Origin of the sequence: Chitinophaga ginsengisoli, assembly GCF_003014595.1 — a bacterium.
Classification (GTDB): domain Bacteria; phylum Bacteroidota; class Bacteroidia; order Chitinophagales; family Chitinophagaceae; genus Chitinophaga; species Chitinophaga ginsengisoli.
The window spans coordinates 150296-169122 of record NZ_PYGK01000013.1; the positions used below are offsets into that span (position 1 = coordinate 150296).

Genomic DNA, 18827 nt, shown 5'->3' on the forward strand with positions numbered 1-18827 from the left:
TAACTTTATCTTTAGGTACACAACATAGCCCTGCCGTCTTCAAATCTCACATTCGCCATGAAAAAATTATTATGCCTCCTTTTCCTCCTCGGCGGCTTGCTCTATGCGCGCGCCCAGGACACTACAACTGCTAAGCTGGACTCCTTGCTCAGCACCTACAACAGGGTGTACAAATTCAACGGTACAGCTTTGATCACACAACATGGGAAGATATTGCTGCATAAGGCCTACGGCTTCCGTAATGTAGCCGACAGCGTCCGTAATGATACCGGCACCATCTTCCAGCTGGGCTCTGTCACCAAACAATTCACCGCCGTTATCATTCTGAAACTGGAAGAAGAAAAGAAACTCAGCGTGCAGGATAAAGTATCCAAATACTTTCCCGATTTCCCCAAAGGAGACAGCATTACAATACATCATCTGCTCACACATACCTCAGGTATTTACAATTATACCAATGACAGGACTTTCATGGAAAGCGAAGTCTTTAAGCCTGCCAGCCGTGAAAAACTGATGGCCCTGTTCAAAGACAAACCACTCGATTTTCCTCCCGGCACCAGATGGAATTATTCCAACTCAGGATATTGCCTGCTGGGATATATTGCCGAGAAGGCGGCCAACAAGCCCTATGAACAATTGGTGAGGGAGTATATTTTTAATCCCCTGCACATGACCAATAGCGGCTTTGATTTCAAACGTCTTAACAACAAAGAAAAATCCACCGGCTACTTTTTCATCAACCAGGATAGCAGTAAGGTAGCGCCAGGTGTAGACTCCTCCGTATCATTCGCTGCAGGCGCGATGTACAGCACCACCAGGGACCTGTACAAATGGCATCAGGCAGCACAACAATATAAGATCCTCACTAAAGCTGACTGGGAAAGAGCCTATACGCCGGTACTGAACCATTATGGCTATGGTATGAACATTGATTCCACAGAAGGAAAGAGAAGAATCTCCCATGGTGGTGGTATCCATGGTTTTATCACCACACTTACCAGGGTGCCTGAAGATGATGTATGTATCATCCTGCTGGACAATGCATCAGATAACACGATCGGCAGAATCAGTGAATCCGTTCAGTCCATACTCTATAACAGACCTTATACACTGCCTAGAGTACGGAATGCCATACAGGTAGCAGAGACTACACTACAGCAGTATACAGGCGAGTATGACATGAAAGGGTTTACGATCACCATTGCAGTGAAAGATGGCATGCTGACAGGACAGCCCACCGGACAGCAACCAGCTATCTTATACGCAGAAAAGGAGGACTTCTTTTTCCTGAGCATAGCTGATGTACAGATCAAATTTACCCGTGGCGATAAAAATGAAGTAAATGGTATGATCCTCTATGAGAATGACAGAGAAAAAATTGGTACGAAAGTAAAATAACAACCAAAAGCATCCGGAGCTTTTCAGATCAGTAATACGAATCTGAAAAGCTCCGGATATGCGTTTTTTAATATTATTGTTTCCCCATCTTCTGTTTAGGCCAGGCGTACATTTTCTACCACCGCATGCTCTAAAGGACGCTGCTGCAGCGCCAGGATCACATTTCTTGCCGCAATCGCAGCCATCTTACTGCGTGTATCCACAGTGGCAGAACCGATATGCGGCAGTATGGCAACGTTTGGCATGTTCAATAAAGGATTATCTGCGGCCATCGGCTCCGGATTGGTAACATCCAGTCCAGCGCCCCAGATGGTGCCATTTTCCAGTGCCGCGATCAGGTCTTCTTCATTATGCACACCTCCCCTGGCTGTGTTGACAAAGATGGAGGACGGTTTCATCTTGCTGAAGGCGTTTTTATCAAAGAGGCCTTTCGTTTCCGGCGTCAGGGCCGTATGCACAGACACTACATCACTCTGCTGCAGCAACTCATCAAAAGAAACACGCACCGCACCAAAGGCTCTCTCCGCTTCTTCATTTCTGCCACGGTTATGATAGATGACCTTCATATCGTACGCACCTACACATCTTTTTGCCAGTTCAAAACCGATCTTGCCCAGGCCAACAATACCCAACGTTTTGCCGCCCAGCTCCAGTCCGAGGTTAGCAGTAGGGTCCCAGAAATTCCAGTTGCCACGTATAATTTCCTTATGCATGTGGAAGGCTTTCCGGGAAGACGCCAGCATCAGCAGGAAAGCAGTATCTGCTGTTGCACCGCTTAATACACCAGGTGTATTTCCAACGGCAATGCCTAATGCTTTTGCTGCCTCAGTATCAACGTTATCGTAACCGACTGACATCAGTGAAACGATTTTCAAATGACGGCAGGACTCCAGGAAATGACGGTCTACTTTTACAGGACCCGATACCAGCACCGCATCATACTGCTGCAGCACCTTAATCAGTTCATCTTCAGGCTGGTGGTAACTTTCCGTCCAAACGGTAATGTCAAGACCAGCATCTTTCAGCAGCTTCAGCCCGGCTTCGGGGATGTTCCTTGTTATATATACTTTCATATCACTATATGGTTTGCATTTACATTCTGTAACAAAATACATAAATGCCGGATTTCAGGGATACTTTCCACAAACTTGTTCTGTAATTTTGCAGTGCATAATAAAGATCGCCTTTTCCCTCGTGCCATTTGAGAACACAGGTCAATGGTTAAAGCGCTTAGTTTATTTGTTTATTTTAGTCTAGTCAGGAAAGCCTCTTAAGTGCTACTTAAGAGGCTTTTCCGTTAGATATGTATTCCCCTGTCCTCGTGAGAGTTTCTGCAGAGCAAGATATACATTTATGCTTCTGTGGTTTAGCACGGGAACACTATTTTTTCCGATAGTCATACCTCTTATTGTTTTGTTAAAGCCCTGAATTCTGTTCCCTGCACATTGTAATAATTGGTGAATAATGATAACTTGCACACGGTTCAATTGCCCGCCCCTACAGCGTTAACAATTGATTTAAGATACTAACAATCTGTTTAAGATCATAACAATTCATTTAAGATTCATCAGTATGAGAACGTTTCTGACAGCAATGTTCATTATCGCGATCAGCGGGAAACAACTATATGCACAACAGGTAAAAAGTGAGATACTATCACCGGGGGCTACATCAACTATATTTACAGACGATGTTGTTAAGCAGATCAACCTGCAATACCCCATCAGAAGAGTGTACAATTATCAGGATCAATCCGGCACTTACTATCTCGTTCTTTGCGAAAGCATTGATGAAATAAGAAAGGATGATACACTGCATCAGAAGATCAATGCTGTCAACCTGAAGAAAGATGGTAACAGCTTTACCAAAACATGGGAACTGAAAGATTTCATCAACAGCAATAACGCCAGCGATGGCCAGGAGCTTTCCATCTGGTTCTGGACAAGGTTCTGCGAAGTGAAAGACCTTGATGGTGATGGTAATATTGATCCGTTGGTCATTTATGGTAGCAGTATTGGTAACGGGTATGACGATGGAAGGATCAAGATCATTCTCAACTATAAAGGGCAGAAAATTGCTGTCAGGCATCAGAACTCAACGATGGACGAAGGACGGCATATCCAGGTAGACGAAGCCTTTTATGCACTTCCGCAATCAATACAGTCGCATATACGGACACTAATGCGGACGCTGTCTGCAACGGGCTTTGCATTATATCCCCATGGGTATGAAAAAGCGATGGCTGAGCAGAAACTGTTGATAAGGTAATAAACCAACAAACTTTGTATGAAACCAACATTTTATAAACCTGCAGCCCTGCTGGGCTTCCTCTCCCTCCCTCTTCTCCTGTCTGCACAAACAACTACAGCAACAAAAGAGACTGTGCCCGTCGTGAGTAAAGAGGCTACACATGAGATCATTGAAAAGATCAGCAATGGACTGGACCAAAGCTATCCCTTCCCGGATATATCAAAGAAATATATCGCTACTTTAAAAAGCCAGGAAGCGAAGAAGGCATACGAGAATCTCCCTGCTGACCAACTTGCAAAAAAGATCACAAAAGACCTGCGTGAAGTGCATAAAGATGTGCACCTGACTATATTCTACAGCGTAGATTATTACAACAGGATCACAAAAGAAACTACCAATACCAGCACACCTGAGGATGAACAGCGTGAACTGGAAAGAAAAAGACAGAATAACTATGGCTTTGATGCGGTAGAGCTGGACAAAAAAACATCTACTGCCTATATCAAAATATCCGGTGGTTTCCACGGCGACCAGGAAGCTTTTGAAATGGCTACCGCTGCCATGAACATGGCCGCTTATTCAAAGAACATCATTATCGATATCAGGGATAATGGTGGTGGTACTGGTATGATGGGCCGTTTCCTGGCAGGTTATTTCTTTAACCCGGGAGATGAACGTTATTACCTGCACGGCTATCATAAAGACAGAACAAAAGATATCCAGGAATGGACATATCCTTTCGTGCCTGGCAAAAGAATGGCAGACAGCAAACTGTATATCCTGGTAAATAAACGCACGGCTTCTGCTACAGAAGGTTTCGCCTTTGCTATGCAAAAGATGCACAGGGCTACTGTTATTGGCGATACTACTGCCGGTGCAGGTATTGCAGGCTCCATGATACCACTGAAAGAAAACCTGGTCGTATTCCTGCCGGTGAAAATGGTCGCTGCACCAGATTCTGACCAGGGTTGGGAAGGTATTGGTGTGCTTCCTGACGTACCTGTAAAAGGTGAAGATGCAAGAACGGAAGCAGAACGCATCATCAAAAAAGAACAGGAAGATGTTGCTGCTAAGACCAAATAAGCAAACATAAATATCAATATAAGAAAAGGGAGTGTATGCCATTGCTACACTCCCTTTTTTTATATCATTATGGATGCTGTGAATAGGCAACAATAGAAGCCTTTGCCAGCAGGTTCAGGTTGAGGAATACGCCCACATATGCAGCAGGTGCATTTTTCTCCAACTCCAGTTTTGTTTTCAATGCATATACTGTGATCAGATACTGGTGAGGAAGCCCGGGAAGTGGTGCAGGACCGATATAACCCGGTGCGCCTGCATCATTGATACCATTTACAGTACCGGCAGGTAAAAGGTGACGGCTCAGATCTCCCGCGCCTGCTTTCAGGTCCTTTACATCCGCAGGGATATTGTATACCACCCAGTGCCAGAATCCGCTGCCTGTAGGCGCATCTACGTCATACATGGCAACAGCAAAACTCTGTGTTCCTGCAGGCGCATTCTCCCAGGATAGTTGCGGAGAAACATTCTTCCCATGATATCCCATTTGATTCCATAACTGATCATTTACAAATTGTCCGCCGAGATCATTGCTTTTCAGTGTAAACGTCTGTGCCATAGCAGCAGAACAACCGAGGATGATCACTGCTATCAGTGTGCTTATTCTTTTCATAGTGCCTTGATTTAAAGTGATACAAAGCTACTATGCAGCGACAGGCAGGTATTAGGGCTAACAGGTCAAATACTACGGTTAAACAGTCAATTTCTGTTGCTGATATTCACTGGGTGTCACCCCATAGATCTGTTTGAAGGACTGTGTAAAACTGGAATGATTCTCATAGCCCACTTTATGATAGATCTCACTGGGCTTTTCTCCCCTTGCCAGCAGCATGGTGGCGGCCATCTCCATCCGCTTCTGCAGGAACCATTTTGTGGGTGAGGTGCCATACACCTTGCTGAACTTCCTTTTATAGGTAGACAGGCTCATATTACAGAGGAATGCCAGTTCCTCTACCGTCACATTATTATACAGGTTTGTTTCTGCCGATTTCCTGATAACAATATCTTCGGATGTTTCCTGCACAGTAACCCTTAGGCTTAGTAACTGCTGCGGATAATGATCTGCCATGTACAGCAACAGCTCTTCAAACTTCAGCTGCTTCATATCCCTGGATAATGGTTTTCCCCTTTCCAGCATCAGCCATAAGGAGTCTATAAAGTTTCGCAGGAAGCCGTCTTTATTAAAAACAAGGAAAGGTTCGCCTACTGCATTATTCTCCGGCCTCTCCGGGCAGGCTTGCGGATATTTCAGAAAGAAACCGCTCAACACGTTCGGCTCAAAGGAGAGCATAACACTTTTATAGATTCCCTCCTCAGAGATATGCTTTTCACTCATAATACAGTTGCCCGACGACAGCAGCAGGAACTGCGAATTATCTATCACCGCCTGTTTCTCTGCATAGTACACATGCTTCTCTCCTTCCATCAGAAAACTGAAAAGGTGATGCCCCAGCATGATCTTACTTTTCATCCTGTTTTCGTTGGATTGAAAAGATAAGACATGGATATCATCCTGTCTGACATCAGCAGAAAGCAGGAAATCAGGGAATGTATAGCTGTCTGGAATTATCATAATAATAGGCAAAGTTACACAAATACAGGATCAGGGTATACACCTTACCTGTACTGATGGAAAATGCCTTTATCGAAGGGCGTCCATAAAGCGGCTTTCTGTCCGCAGCTTTTCAACCCACTGTTCGCCCAGGTATTACAGGTGTGAAACAGGCTGTAACTTCCTTTTGCCTCATAGAAGGCGTCCGTATTGCCGTAGTTGGCATTGGTAACAATATGTATGATATTTCCAGCGGCATCCCTGTCAAAACTCTGCCGGATATAACCGATCAGTCTTGCATATTGTGCGCTGTCGACATGCAGCCTGATACAGTCATTGCTTTCTCTGATACCGCGGTAATAGGTGGCATGAATAGCTGAAGTACTCAATCCCGTTGCCGCCTTAAATGCGGTGCTGAACTTCAGGTCCGCCCAGGTAGGTGTTTCCAGGTAAAAGCCCTTATCCCCCCAGCCGAAAGCGATCCATTGGGCAGTAGTATCCCTGCCCTTTGTATTTTCAAAAAGCACCTCTTTACTCCAGTCTATCTGCTGATTGCGCACAGGCATTACCAGGTCGGTATGTACGCCATTGGTAAGGATATAAAGCGGGATATCTGCACTGGCAGTTTCCTCCTTCGCTACGGAGATGCGGGATAATACATAAGCTGCTGACAGGTACAGGGCGACTAATAATACGGGGGTTAAAATCGTCCACCCGATGATCTTAAACGTCTTCTTCAAGTTGTTGGTATTTACGGGGAATGGTTGTATCCCCGCGTAAAGGTACTATTCTAATCGCAGCTCACACCGACTGTGAATACTTCTCCAATGTATCCCGTTCCTTCTTCGTAAGACTTTTTATCCCCTTTTTATGGATCTTCTCCAGCAGGAAATCAATCTCCTGCTGCCGGTCCATCCTGCCCAGGTTATAGCGGTCGTCAATATCATAATCGCCGATATGGGTTTTAAAATACTGGTTATCGACCAGCAGCAATTGAGGACGGGTGATGATCAGATAAACGGCCAGGGCGCCCGGGAAAAGAATGGACAGTATAGTGGGATAATTCTCCCTGATGGCTTCCGGTACGATGCATACTGCCACCAGCATGCCGATAAGCGCGCCGCCAAGATGTGCTTCATGCCCGATATTATCCTTTTTCGACCGGATACCATAAATGGAATAGAGCACATATAACAACCCGTATATCCAGGCGGGAATGGAAAAGGGCAAACCGAAGAAACCTATTCTCATACCCGGGAAAAGGGCAATAGAGGCAAAGATGATCCCACAAACAGCACCGGAAGCGCCTACCGCGCTATAGTCGCCATGATTGCGGTGTATCAGTAAAGACAGGAGATTCCCTCCTACCAGGCTGGCAAAATAAAGCGTCAGGAAACTGGATGGGCCCATCCGCAACTCCAGGCTGGTGCTGAAAGCGTATAATGCAAACATGTTGAACAAGAGGTGTATCCAGCTGACATGCAGGAACCCCGACGTGACAAGCCGCTTGTAATCCTTGTACACAAGGATATTGTCCACTTGAAACGAATACCTGTCAAAAAAGGAATGATCTTTCAATCCTTTGTATGACATAACAATGTTTACAACAATCAGTGCCAGGTTAATGAGACCAATGTATGCCATTCAGTGTGGGTTTTAGAAAACTATAGGGAACGTCAGCTGAATATCTTGCTCACTGCAATATTGCGATTAATGCAAATATATCCAAATCTGCCGCCATGAATTCGCGCTTTACGGAAATTTATTTAATATTAGCAAAAATCGCACCCATGATATCGAAACCTCAACCTGGCGAATTTCTACCCTATCAGGGCGTCTACATCGACGCTGTAGGCAACGCCGAAGTCCCCGCTATCCTGCAGGAATTAAGAGATAGCACGTATGCTTTTTTCACTTCCATCCCGGAGGAGAAAGCAAGCTACGCCTACGCTCCCGGTAAATGGACCATTAAAGAAACACTGGGACATTTGATCGATACAGAAAGGGTATTTGCCTACCGGCTCTTATGTTTTGCCCGGGGAGAGCAACAGGGGTTACCAGGCTTTGAGCAGGACGATTACGTCCTGAATTCACATGCCAATGACCGCACCTTGCAGGACCTGGCAGATGAATTCAGGATCGTTCGTGAATCGTCTATTTACCTGTTACGTCATCTGAAGAAAGACGAGGAAGCCATTATCGGTAAGGCGAACAACAACCCTATTTCAATAAGGTCGCTGGCCTATATGATCCCTGGTCATGAATTACATCACTTAAGGATATTGAAAGAACGTTACTTAGTTGGACTTGGCATCCAGATCTAACCACTCATTCACGGTAATGGTACCTGTTTCCAATACGATCTTATAAAAGCGGGATGGCAGTTTTGTTACATCCAGCAGCGCATGGCCGTCCTGTACGGGTACTTCTGCCAGCAGATGGTACTCGTCAGTACCGCCGGTCTTGAAAAGGTTAGTCGTCGTTACCCAGATCTTCACCTTACCGGTATCCTTTAAAGCCGCCCATTTCATGTTGATATGCCCCTCTGCAAAATTAGCTGAGGGCTTCGCTATCGCCACATCTCCGATCATTGGGATGCCATCCACTTCTCGGGCCGTTTCCTGTGGAATATCCATGTTCAGGTAACGGGCAATAGTCGGCATGATATCCACAATAGCCGGCACGTAAAAACGGGCATATTCATTGGTAGGCTGATAGTTGGTCACCATCCAGGTGCTTCTCTGACGGTCGGACTGCCCACCGTGATTACGGCCGGTCTTTTCATCACGGCCATGGTCTGTCGTAATCACGAGCATCCAGTCTTCCGCAAAATGCTGCTGCCTGTAAGTAATGGCTTCCCAGAGGCGGCCCATCTGCTTGTCCATCATTTCCACAGCATTGTAGAACTGCGGACTATCGCCATAGCGATGTCCCATATCATCTGTATATTCCAGATATACCCATGTCAGGGAAGGTGCATCCTTCTTAATACCGGCACTTGCCTCATCGATCACCTTTTCGTCAATGCGATGCATGTATTCCGATTGCTTATCATGAGGGAAATGAACAGTATCCAGTTCAAAGCCATCTGCATGCAGGTCTATCTTTACGTTACCAGCTGCTGCCAGTCCATCACCGGCCAGTTTGGTACGGTTATCCAGCCAGCTGGAATAAATAGCCGTCTTCTTTTTCGGATACTGTGTTTTAAACAGCCGGAAAAGGTTATAATAATGGTAGTTAGGCGCTTTGATATCGTTGTCAGGTACATTGTGCTTATTCACCCATACGCCTGTCAGCAGGCTGTTATACCCCACTGCCGAGATGGTAGGCGTCTCATTGTAGGTACCCTTGTCTCCACCCACATGCATGCGGGTATACCTGCCCACGGCAGTAATACGGTCAATATTGGGCTTGTTCACTTTTTCAAGCACATCCGCCGGAATACCGTCCGCAATAACAAATACTACTTTCTTCTCCCGTTGTTGCTGGGCCTGAAGGCCCCCTGCCAGCAAGAGGCTGAGGCAGGAGGCCAGGTATATTTTCTTCATCATGAACATAAAAATATAAAATACAATTTATTCTGCCTTCAACAACCACATTACGCCGTTGATATTGTCATCTCCGGCAAACTGGCTGTTAATAGCAGCATTCACATTTGTCTGATTGGTCTGCAATTCCGTTACAGGATACATCCAGCGTTTAGGCACCTTCTTGTTGTTCAGCACACCGGCGCCTGATACATCAAATACCGGCAACCCTGTACGACGCTGCTCAAAGAAGAAATGCCAGTCGCTGTTCATAAACGAAGCGATATATTTCTGTGTCATGATAGCGGCCAGCTGGTTCGTAGCAGGGAATGTGTTCAATGCCAGGTAAGCATCGATGGACGCCTGATCAATATTATAGAACAACATAGACGCCTGTACACCTTTCTTATAATAAGCAGCGGCATCTCCATTGATCCAGCCACGCACTACTGCTTCTGCCAGGATGAATTGCAGTTCTGCATAACCGATCGCGATGCTTGGTTCATTCACCGGATCATCCGTATAGCGTTTTTTGATCCTCGATACTTCACCTGCAAGTACTTTGCGGCTGATATCATCGACAGGATCACTTCCTTTAGCACCGCTATAAGCAGCAAAATCATTATCAGGTAATGATACAGACTGAGGCGCTTTTTCTGCAAAACTGAATAAACGCGGATCTTTCAGTCCCTTCAACAGATCAATGAAAGTACCATCCAGGTAATAAGCTGTCTTCAGATCATTGTCGTTATAAGTCGGATAACGGGTGCCCAATACGTCAAAGAAGGCTAGCTGGCCATTATCAGCATTACCTGTCATCAGTGGATAAGTAGCAGGATCATTCACAATCTTTGCAAACCGTGCCTTGACATTCAGCGCCGCATTATTTTCTTTTAGTGATAAACTCATCAGGATGCGAAGCGAGAATGTATTGATCAATCTTTTCCATTGCTGCATTTTGCCCTTATATAAAATATCGCCATCTACTGCTGGCGTTGTAGTATTGATCAATGCATTCGCAGCATCCAGATCATTCAGCACAGCTACAAAAATATCCTGCTGTTTATCATAAACAGCATTGAATGTATCCCGCTCACCCTTCAAAGCCGAAGTGTAAGGAATATCACCAAATGTATTGGTCAGCTGCATAAAATAGTAGGCCTTAAAGAATTTCACCAGCGGAATATACTCAGGTTTCTCCACCCTGTTGGCTTCTTCTTCCATCTTGATCACCTGGCGCAGATTACCATAGGTAGTAAATTCTGCTCTATTCCATCCATAATATTGTTCATTTGAAGCAGCGTTGATAAACACCATCTGACGGTTAGCCAGGGCCGCTCCCAGGTTGGTTGACTGAAATGCTTTCTGAATAACAGTATTCAGGAGCAGATCAGGACCAGCCTTTGTTGGTTTGTTAGGATCTGTCTGAAAATCTTCAAACTTTTTACAACCTGCTGCAATGATCAACAGCAGTGCAGCTATACTATATATCTTTCTCATGGTTGTTGATATTAGAATTTAAGGTTAAGGTTGATACCAAAACTTCTGGTAGAAGGCGTCTGCAGATTATCTACACCGGCATCAGGATCCACGTTTGGCATTTTGGTAAATAACAGCAGGTTACGACCTACAGCAGAAATATCAGCAGCGCGGAAAATATGTCCTTTAAACAATCTGGATGGCACCCTGTAAGTAAGTGTTACCTCCCTCAGCTTCAGGAAAGACTGGGAATAGTAGTTATAGTTTACAAACTGGGCATTGCTGGTATTTGTCATGTAAGAGATATAGTTTACACCCTTTGTATTAGGAGCAAACGTTCTGTTATCGCTGACAATATTACCATCACGATCATAGCTTACGCTACCGGAAGTCACTACTACGCCCTGGCCTACATAAGTTGATTTCTGTTCATTGGCATCATCCCTGAAATGATTTACAGTACCCGGATGTGTACCGCCCCACCACATTTTCTGATTGGTAGTAGAGTACATTACACCGCCAAGACGGCCATCTACAAGGAAACGGAAACTAAAATTGCCATAAGAGAAACTGTTCTCCAGGCCATAGATCAGGTCAGGGTCACCGTTTCCAACAAAACGTTTGATATTATCTGTCAGCGGTAAGCCATCTGGCTTATACACTACATTTCCTGCCGGATCTTTCTGATAAACGGTAGCATAGATCCTGTCTGTTCTGTCGCCCACTTTCAGATAGTCAATCCTGTCGCCGCCAGTGATCGCCTTCACATAACGTCTGTAGGTACTGAGGTTCAGCAAAACATCCCATCTGAATTTCTCTTTACGAATGGGAGTAGCTGTAGTGACGAGCTCTATTCCCTTGCGACGGTATACGTGCCCGTTTAATTGACGGAACTGGAACCCGCTGCCCCATGATATAGGGATCTGCAGAATATTGTTATAGTCTTTGGTCTGAAAATAGGTAAGCTCAAATCCCAGCCTGTTGCTGAAAAACTTAGCATCCAGACCTGCTTCCCAGCTGTCTGATGTCTGTGGATGTAAGTTCGGGTTATTGATCACCCCTTTGTACGTCAGGCTTGGTAACTCGTCCCAGGTAATACCTTTATCATAAGAAGGCAGATAAGCATAAGTATAACTGTTATCCAATGTACCGCTGGACACTCTTGATACCGCACCTCTTGCCTTCAGGAAGGAAAACCACTGAGGCAGATGCGTGAGCTGTGATATGATCACTGATCCCGATAAAGACGGATAGAAAAAGCTATTGTTCTTAACCGGCAATGTAGAAACCTTGTCATTACGTCCTGTCAGGGAGAGATATACGGCATTATAAAGCTCTACGTCAACAACGCCGTACAAACTTGCGGTTCTGCGCTCTTCCAGCCAGTTGGTTGACTGTACTGCTTTAATGGAATTACCAAGATTATATAGGCCGGGAACATTCAATCCGTCGGTATTGCTGGAATCACCTTTCAGGTTCCTATAGTAGTTGGAACCGCCCGCCTGTGCATGGATCTTGAAATGATCACTGAATGTGTGGTTATAATCCACTATCAGATCAGATACGATATCGAAGTAAGTGGTTGAAGTAACAGTATACTGTCCTTTTGATTTATCACTGTAACGAATATAGCTCTTAGGCTCGTTGTAGTTGCGGTTCAGGCTGTACTGGTTAATACCGGTACGGAACTTGGCACTGAAAGAAGGACTGATCTTATAGTTAAAGTCAACAGACGCAAAGGTATTGTTCTTGTCATATCCCCTCAGGTATTCATAGGCCTGGAAGTAAGGGTTGTTATAATAAGAGGTATTATAGTGACGCTGTTGTACACCCTCTTTACCAGGTGCCCAATAGTTACGCAGGTCGCGTACGTCGATATCCGGACCGGTCCATAGTACCAGGTTATACAAGTAGTTTGCCGGACCATAACCTGTTTCAGGGAAGTTATGCGTATACTCTTTGTTATAGCTGATACGGCCATTCATGCTGAAATCCTTACTCAGGTTGTAAGTGCCTGCCATGTTGAAGGAAGTATTTTTCAGATCAGTATTTGGCACAATACCCTGCTGATAGATATGTGAAGCAGAAGCCCTGAAACTACCATTCTCACCGGCTTTTGTAAAACTGATATTATTGCTGGTAATAACTCCGGTACGGAAGAAGTTCTTCACATTGTCCTTACCGCGCGACAGGAATGGTAATGGTACAAGTTGACCGGTAGTAGGATCTACAGGACTATTGAACTGCGGTGTTTCCCAATAACCACTTGGCGTGGATGCATCACGCTGATCGAGTTTCGGTCCCCAGATCCATCCACCGCCTTCAGGTCCGTCGCCATTACCATTGATATATTTGTACTGACCCTGGTAACCATTACCATAGGTAGACTGTACCTTAGGTATACGGATAAAGCTGGTCTGGAACTGTGCAGAAGAGTTGAAGTCAACACTCAGGTCTTTTGAACCACCTCTTTTAGTCGTGATCATGATAGCACCATTCGTACCGATAGAACCATACAATGCAGAAGCAGAAGCACCTTTCAGCACAGTCATGCTCTCGATATCATCTGCATTGACCTTATACAGATCGGCAGTCTGGTCAGGAATACCATCTATTACGATCAATGGTTTAGCACCACGCAGGGAGATACCCGGGTCCTGGAACAGGTCAGTTGTATTCCTGATAGTCAGACCAGCTACGCGGCCTGTCAGAGAGCTGATCACGTTTGGTTCACGGGCTTTCACGAGGTCAGCGCCTTTTACTTCCTGGGCGGCATAACCTACTTTTGCTTTTTCCTTTTTGATACCCAAAGCGGTTACCAGTACTTCGGATAATTTCTTTTCATCATCCTGCAGCGTTACATGGTAATTGGCACCTTTATCTACAGTCAGCAGGAAAGGCTGATAACCCGTAAAGAAGAACTGTAATACTTCTCCCTCATTTGCTTTGATCTGGAAGTCGCCATTCTCGTTGGAGATAGTACCACGCTTTGTACCTTTCACCATGATAGATACACCAGGCAATGGCTGTTTCTTTGCATCAGTCACTTTACCTGAGATGGTCTTTTCCACAGGATCTTCAACGGCCACAGGCACAGCACCTGCTTTTACGATGATGTTGTTGTCCAGGCATTTGTAGTTAAAAGCCGCCTGACCTGCCAGCTGCTGTAATACATTTTCAAGTGTGGTATTGCGTGCATTCAGGTTTACCCTCCTGGCCATCAGCCCGGACTGGTCCATGCAGATAATAGCATAATGCGTCTGCTGTTCGATCATTTCGAACACTTCTTCTAAAGACTTATTCTGTACGATCAGTGAACAGGGCACCTTATGCAGGTCTACCCTTGCTCCCGCCTGTACGGATGTGAATGGAAAGGATAATACACAGCAAAACAACAGGCATAAGATGGCTTTACTGCGTGTGATACTCAGATGTTGGTAAAAACGAAACATAAATTCAGGCATTTAGCGTGAGTGATAGGCATTATTTTGTGGTGAAACGGATCTGTTTTCCGTTGATCGTGTAGTCAAGATTGTCCGTTGCTTTGATCACATCCAGTATGTACTTCAATGGCTTGTCATTGAATTTGGCAAACAGTTTATAACCGGCCATGGCAGGATGAGCGAAAGAGATCTCGACATCGTATAGTTGCTCCAGTTTATGTGCTACGACTGACAGTGGTTCATTACGGAATACCAGTAAACGGGAAGTCCATCCTGTAATGGCTTCCACATCATAATTCCGGGTATAGGCATGTTGGTCATGGCTATCATAATATAATTCCTGTCCCGGCTGCAGTTCATAAGGTTGTTGCTGTGCAGGCACATTCACCTGTACCTTTCCATCCACCAATGATACGGCCGCACTGTCCACTCCTTTATAATATGTTATATTAAATCGGGTCCCCAATACCCGTACAGACAGATCGCCTGCCTGCACTGTAAAAGGCTGGTGCGCATCTTTGGTCACTTCAAAAAATGCCTGCCCTTCCAGGAGGATCCTCCTGTCGTGCTTTCCAAACGCCTGTGCATACCTGATGCTACTCTGCGGTGCCAGATGTACAATCGTACCATCAGGCATCGTGTCTTTCAACACCTGCCCGGGCTGTGCCTTCTTCTCTACATAAGCGAGCGTCTGACGATGTGGCTGTTGTCTTAAAAAGAAGATGCTACTTGTAATAATACCTGCAACAGCAGCAGCCACACCTGTCTGCCAGCGGTATCTGCTTATAGCAGCGATGAAGCCTTTCTGCTGACGGCCACGGATGCGTTGCTTTACATCCCGTAAAGCATTTATAACCAGTTCTTCATCATGCTGCTGCTGGCTGGCCAGCCATATCTCCTGCAGGATGCGATAGGTTTCTCTGTTTTCTTCTGCACTTTCCAGCCATTCAGCCAGGAAGTCTTCTTCCCATGGAGCGGCCTGCTCATTAAAATGCCGGGTGATCAGTAAATAAAGTTCTTTTTGTTCCAATCCTTTTCTGTTTACAAGACTAGGACGAAAAGAACGATCCTGCTCGTGACAGAAAAAACGGAGTTAACATATTGGTAATATTGGGTAGGCTGTCTTGAGGATTTTCAATGCGCGGAACATATGTGTCTTCACGGAGTTAAGCGATATATTTAACAGATCTGCAATTTCATCATAACTAAATCCTTCATAACGGTGCATCTTAAATACCAGCTGCATCTGGGGAGGTAACTGGGTGATCAGCTGTTGTATCTGTATGGTAACATCTTTATACATCAGCTGATGGTCAGGTTGCTGATGGTCTTCACCGGGCGTCTCCACTAATACATCTTCCGTAAGGTTAAACATCGTTTTCCGCTTGCGGTAATAGTCAAACACCCTGTTCCTCACAGACACATATAAATAGGCACTTAAAGTAGTAGAAATAGCTATCTGGCGGCGGCTGTGCCACAGCGTACAGAACATCTCCGCAACGACGTCTTCTGCTTCGTCGGTGGGGTAGGGCAAAAGCACTTTTGTAAACTGCAACAATCCTTCATAGTAACGTTTAAAGATAGCATCAAACGCATCTTCGCTACCGGAGATGAAGAGCTGCAGGTATTTTTCGTCGTCAAAGGAATGGCGTGCCATTAGCGCAAAGCTAAGGGGTGGGAGTGGCTTTCAATGTTAGGTTTTTATTAAGTCTGGAGTAACATACTACCGGCACCAAAGTTCTGTGTCCCTCTATTAATTTCTTATTATTAATATCTTCGTTGTAATAAATGCAGCTTCCCTTTAATGAAAGAAAAGGTAATCAGGGCCTTATATGACGAGGATACAATCACTGTCTATCAGGCTTACAATAAGACAATTGCAAACCATGCGATAGCATCCCAGACATTCGTTTGTCCACCCTTTAAAAAAGAAAGAATGACCTGGATCAAACCTTCTTTTCTTTGGATGATGTACCGGTCGGGATGGGCCACCAAAGAAAACCAGGAGTATATTTTAGCTATTAAGATAAAGAGAGAAGGATTCGAATGGGCTTTAGAAAATTCCTGTCTGTCACATTTTGATAATGCTGGCAATACGACCTTCGAAGATTGGAAAACAAAGTTGCAGATATCACCAGTGCGTATTCAATGGGATCCTGAAAGGGATATTTTCATGCAGGCATTACCGCAACAACGTGCTATTCAAATGGGATTGTCGGGAATTGCAGTAGAGAAATACATAGATGAGTGGATTGTGAGTGTAGAAGACATCACTGCATATTCACAAAATATCCGACAGCTTATTAAAGCTGATAAAATAGATCAGGCAAAGGATTTGTTGCCGGTTGAGAGGCATTATCCTTTGCCTGATGGCATCGGGTCGATGCATTGATTGAAATTAATACGTGCTAACTATTCCTTTCCTGGCATATCTTATAATCGGTAAAATAAAAATCGGGAATAAACCCCAAAGTATTATATAACATGACCCTGGTTATCTGCATTCAAAGTTCCTGGTTTATAATAACCTAAATACTCAAAGGCCCTAATTCAGTATTCGTGAAAAAACGAGTATCCAAATTAAAAACTGGCTCGTATCCACAACAATACATTTTGGCGTTAAGATCATCTGCTAATATTCTTACTGAATTTTGCAAATCAGCAATTGATATACCTAATTTATCAAAATGGCTCTCAGGAAAATCAATACTTAAATCATAAGAGTTATCATATTTGTGTACTTGAATACCGGCCTCGGGAAGCTGTAATTTAAGCAGCCGAAAAGATGAAAACCTAAAATAAAAATAGCTATTAGAAGCGCTTTCAAAACGTTGCTTCAATTCTAACAAAGAAGGCAATTGGAGATTCTCAGATTCATCCAATGTAGTTCGGTAGTATTGTAGCTTGCTTTCAGCATTCAAAGTTGAAAGCAATACCATGACTTCCGGTATTAAAACATCCTCTAACAAAATTTCTATATTTTCTGCCATATAAATATTTTACTCAACAAATCCTTTAAATGATCCATCCAAATTAAGCCTTATTCCTCGTCTAATGAGAAGGTATAGTATAACAAAAATTTAAGTAAATTCGCTTAACAATCCCCAGCATCTCTATCCCCTATCATATTGTCACATCATTTAACTCCAATGATTATGAAAGCGTTTATACTAACCATTTTCATACTGTGCATCTCTCATTCCATACTTGCCCAGGAAAAGGACACTATCACTCACTACGGGCAACTGGAAGAAAAGTACCAGCGACTAAAAGACTCTGTCTCGCGCCTGTCTCCTTTTATTCCCGCTGTATCGTCTGTACTCGTCAATTACAAACAGATAGAGCTAAACTTCTTTGCATCGATCATATCTGCTAACAATTTCAGAGATGACGACGGACACCTGGGCGATCTCAATGGCCGTCAGACATACCTTTACCAAACATTACAGGCAACATTCGGCACAACAAAACGTGCACGCTTCAATGTAGGGTTCGATGTTAATATGGTGATGGGAAGAATAGACCAGGACAGGACCAGTTCTATGTTTAAGGTCTTTGACTCTGGTGTAGAAGGTAACAGCAGATATGCAAGAGCCATTACATCTCTGGCAGCAAGGCTCCGGTGGAGGCCTTTAAGAAGGAATTACAATTTCACAATACAAGGCAGTTTCATCTTCCCGACAAATGTCAGTAACGAGAAGCAGCAGGTATTAGGGTACAAACAAACCTTTCTCGCGTTGCAGTTCCTGTACAATCAACCTTTGAGTGAACGCCTGTTCCTCTTTTCCCAGTTAGGTTTGCAATATGGGTTTAAGAGAGCGAATGTTTCAGATGTATTCTTCTCTCCCATTTCCCTGTATTTAAGTTATTTAATCCCCAGAAAAACGATCCCTTTTATACTGTTTAATTATATTCCTATGTTCAGCAAGTATGACAGCTGGACTTATAGCCGTTATACGATGCAGGTAGGCGGCGGACTACAATACCAGTTCAACCGCAGGCTTCTGGCCAATGCTTATTATGCCAATAACATTAAAGGAAAGAACTATCCCGATTTTAACACTTATAGCCTGAGCGTACGATATGTGCTGAACTGAC

Annotated in this window: 17 protein-coding genes; 6 read left to right on the forward strand and 11 right to left on the reverse strand. The window is 44.4% G+C overall.

Features of this window, described 5'->3' with window-relative positions; translation table 11 throughout:
• Positions 1–57: 57 nt before the first annotated feature.
• Positions 58–1398, forward strand: coding sequence for a serine hydrolase domain-containing protein (locus tag CLV42_RS25260; RefSeq protein ID WP_106604713.1), 1341 nt, complete (start codon positions 58–60; stop codon positions 1396–1398).
• Between the two features lie 95 nt (positions 1399–1493).
• Here CLV42_RS25260 and CLV42_RS25265 read toward each other — a convergent pair whose 3' ends face one another.
• Positions 1494–2471 (reverse strand): 2-hydroxyacid dehydrogenase, encoded by a 978-nt coding sequence (locus CLV42_RS25265; RefSeq protein ID WP_106604786.1) that lies wholly within the window; start codon positions 2469–2471, stop codon positions 1494–1496.
• Between the two features lie 499 nt (positions 2472–2970).
• On the opposite strand from CLV42_RS25265, the gene CLV42_RS25270 reads away from it, so the two are divergent.
• Both CLV42_RS25270 and CLV42_RS25275 read left to right on the forward strand, forming a co-directional pair.
• Positions 2971–3666, forward strand: a complete 696-nt coding sequence (locus CLV42_RS25270; protein WP_106604714.1) for a M949_RS01915 family surface polysaccharide biosynthesis protein — start codon at positions 2971–2973, stop codon at positions 3664–3666.
• A gap of 18 nt (positions 3667–3684) precedes the next feature.
• On the forward strand, positions 3685–4731 hold the full coding sequence (locus tag CLV42_RS25275; RefSeq protein ID WP_106604715.1) for a S41 family peptidase: 1047 nt from the start codon (positions 3685–3687) through the stop codon (positions 4729–4731).
• A 67-nt stretch (positions 4732–4798) separates the two neighbouring features.
• Here CLV42_RS25275 and CLV42_RS25280 read toward each other — a convergent pair whose 3' ends face one another.
• From CLV42_RS25280 to CLV42_RS25295, 4 genes are all read right to left on the reverse strand, one after another.
• Positions 4799–5341, reverse strand: a complete 543-nt coding sequence (locus CLV42_RS25280) for a YbhB/YbcL family Raf kinase inhibitor-like protein (RefSeq protein WP_106604716.1) — start codon at positions 5339–5341, stop codon at positions 4799–4801.
• A 78-nt stretch (positions 5342–5419) separates the two neighbouring features.
• A complete protein-coding gene (locus CLV42_RS25285) occupies positions 5420–6301 on the reverse strand; it encodes a helix-turn-helix domain-containing protein (RefSeq protein ID WP_106604717.1) in 882 nt (293 codons plus the stop codon).
• 44 nt (positions 6302–6345) lie between these two features.
• Positions 6346–7020 carry a TIGR02117 family protein gene (locus CLV42_RS25290; protein ID WP_106604718.1) on the reverse strand — a complete coding sequence of 225 codons (675 nt, stop codon included), beginning with the start codon at positions 7018–7020 and terminating at the stop codon, positions 6346–6348.
• 61 nt (positions 7021–7081) lie between these two features.
• Entirely contained in the window at positions 7082–7924 is an 843-nt protein-coding gene (locus CLV42_RS25295) for a rhomboid family intramembrane serine protease (protein WP_106604719.1), read from the reverse strand.
• A 146-nt stretch (positions 7925–8070) separates the two neighbouring features.
• Here CLV42_RS25295 and CLV42_RS25300 point away from each other — a divergent pair, with 146 nt between their 5' ends.
• On the forward strand, positions 8071–8604 hold the full coding sequence (locus CLV42_RS25300; RefSeq protein ID WP_106604720.1) for a DinB family protein: 534 nt from the start codon (positions 8071–8073) through the stop codon (positions 8602–8604).
• Here the strand turns inward: CLV42_RS25300 and CLV42_RS25305 are convergent.
• The 5 genes from CLV42_RS25305 to CLV42_RS25325 all read right to left on the reverse strand — a co-directional run bounded on the left by CLV42_RS25305 (position 8578) and on the right by CLV42_RS25325 (position 16386).
• A complete protein-coding gene (locus CLV42_RS25305; RefSeq protein ID WP_245901734.1) occupies positions 8578–9831 on the reverse strand; it encodes an alkaline phosphatase family protein in 1254 nt (417 codons plus the stop codon). The two genes, CLV42_RS25300 and CLV42_RS25305, sit on opposite strands and share 27 nt — an antisense overlap.
• A 24-nt stretch (positions 9832–9855) precedes the next feature.
• The gene (locus tag CLV42_RS25310) at positions 9856–11307 is read right to left on the reverse strand and encodes a SusD/RagB family nutrient-binding outer membrane lipoprotein (protein ID WP_245901735.1); all 1452 of its coding nucleotides are present in this window, start codon (positions 11305–11307) and stop codon (positions 9856–9858) included.
• An 11-nt stretch (positions 11308–11318) separates the two neighbouring features.
• Positions 11319–14738 carry a SusC/RagA family TonB-linked outer membrane protein gene (locus tag CLV42_RS25315; protein WP_106604788.1) on the reverse strand — a complete coding sequence of 1140 codons (3420 nt, stop codon included), beginning with the start codon at positions 14736–14738 and terminating at the stop codon, positions 11319–11321.
• A gap of 31 nt (positions 14739–14769) precedes the next feature.
• Complete coding sequence (locus CLV42_RS25320; protein ID WP_106604722.1) at positions 14770–15759, reverse strand: FecR family protein; 990 nt, start codon at positions 15757–15759, stop codon at positions 14770–14772.
• A 63-nt stretch (positions 15760–15822) separates the two neighbouring features.
• The gene (locus CLV42_RS25325) at positions 15823–16386 is read right to left on the reverse strand and encodes an RNA polymerase sigma factor (protein WP_106604723.1); all 564 of its coding nucleotides are present in this window, start codon (positions 16384–16386) and stop codon (positions 15823–15825) included.
• 147 nt (positions 16387–16533) lie between these two features.
• Between CLV42_RS25325 and CLV42_RS25330 the strand changes: the two genes are divergently transcribed.
• Positions 16534–17121, forward strand: a complete 588-nt coding sequence (locus tag CLV42_RS25330) for a DUF4291 domain-containing protein (RefSeq protein ID WP_106604724.1) — start codon at positions 16534–16536, stop codon at positions 17119–17121.
• 136 nt (positions 17122–17257) lie between these two features.
• Here CLV42_RS25330 and CLV42_RS25335 read toward each other — a convergent pair whose 3' ends face one another.
• Complete coding sequence (locus tag CLV42_RS25335; protein ID WP_106604725.1) at positions 17258–17719, reverse strand: hypothetical protein; 462 nt, start codon at positions 17717–17719, stop codon at positions 17258–17260.
• Positions 17720–17884: 165 nt separating this feature from the next.
• On the opposite strand from CLV42_RS25335, the gene CLV42_RS25340 reads away from it, so the two are divergent.
• Complete coding sequence (locus CLV42_RS25340) at positions 17885–18826, forward strand: hypothetical protein (RefSeq protein WP_106604726.1); 942 nt, start codon at positions 17885–17887, stop codon at positions 18824–18826.
• Position 18827 lies beyond the last annotated feature (1 nt).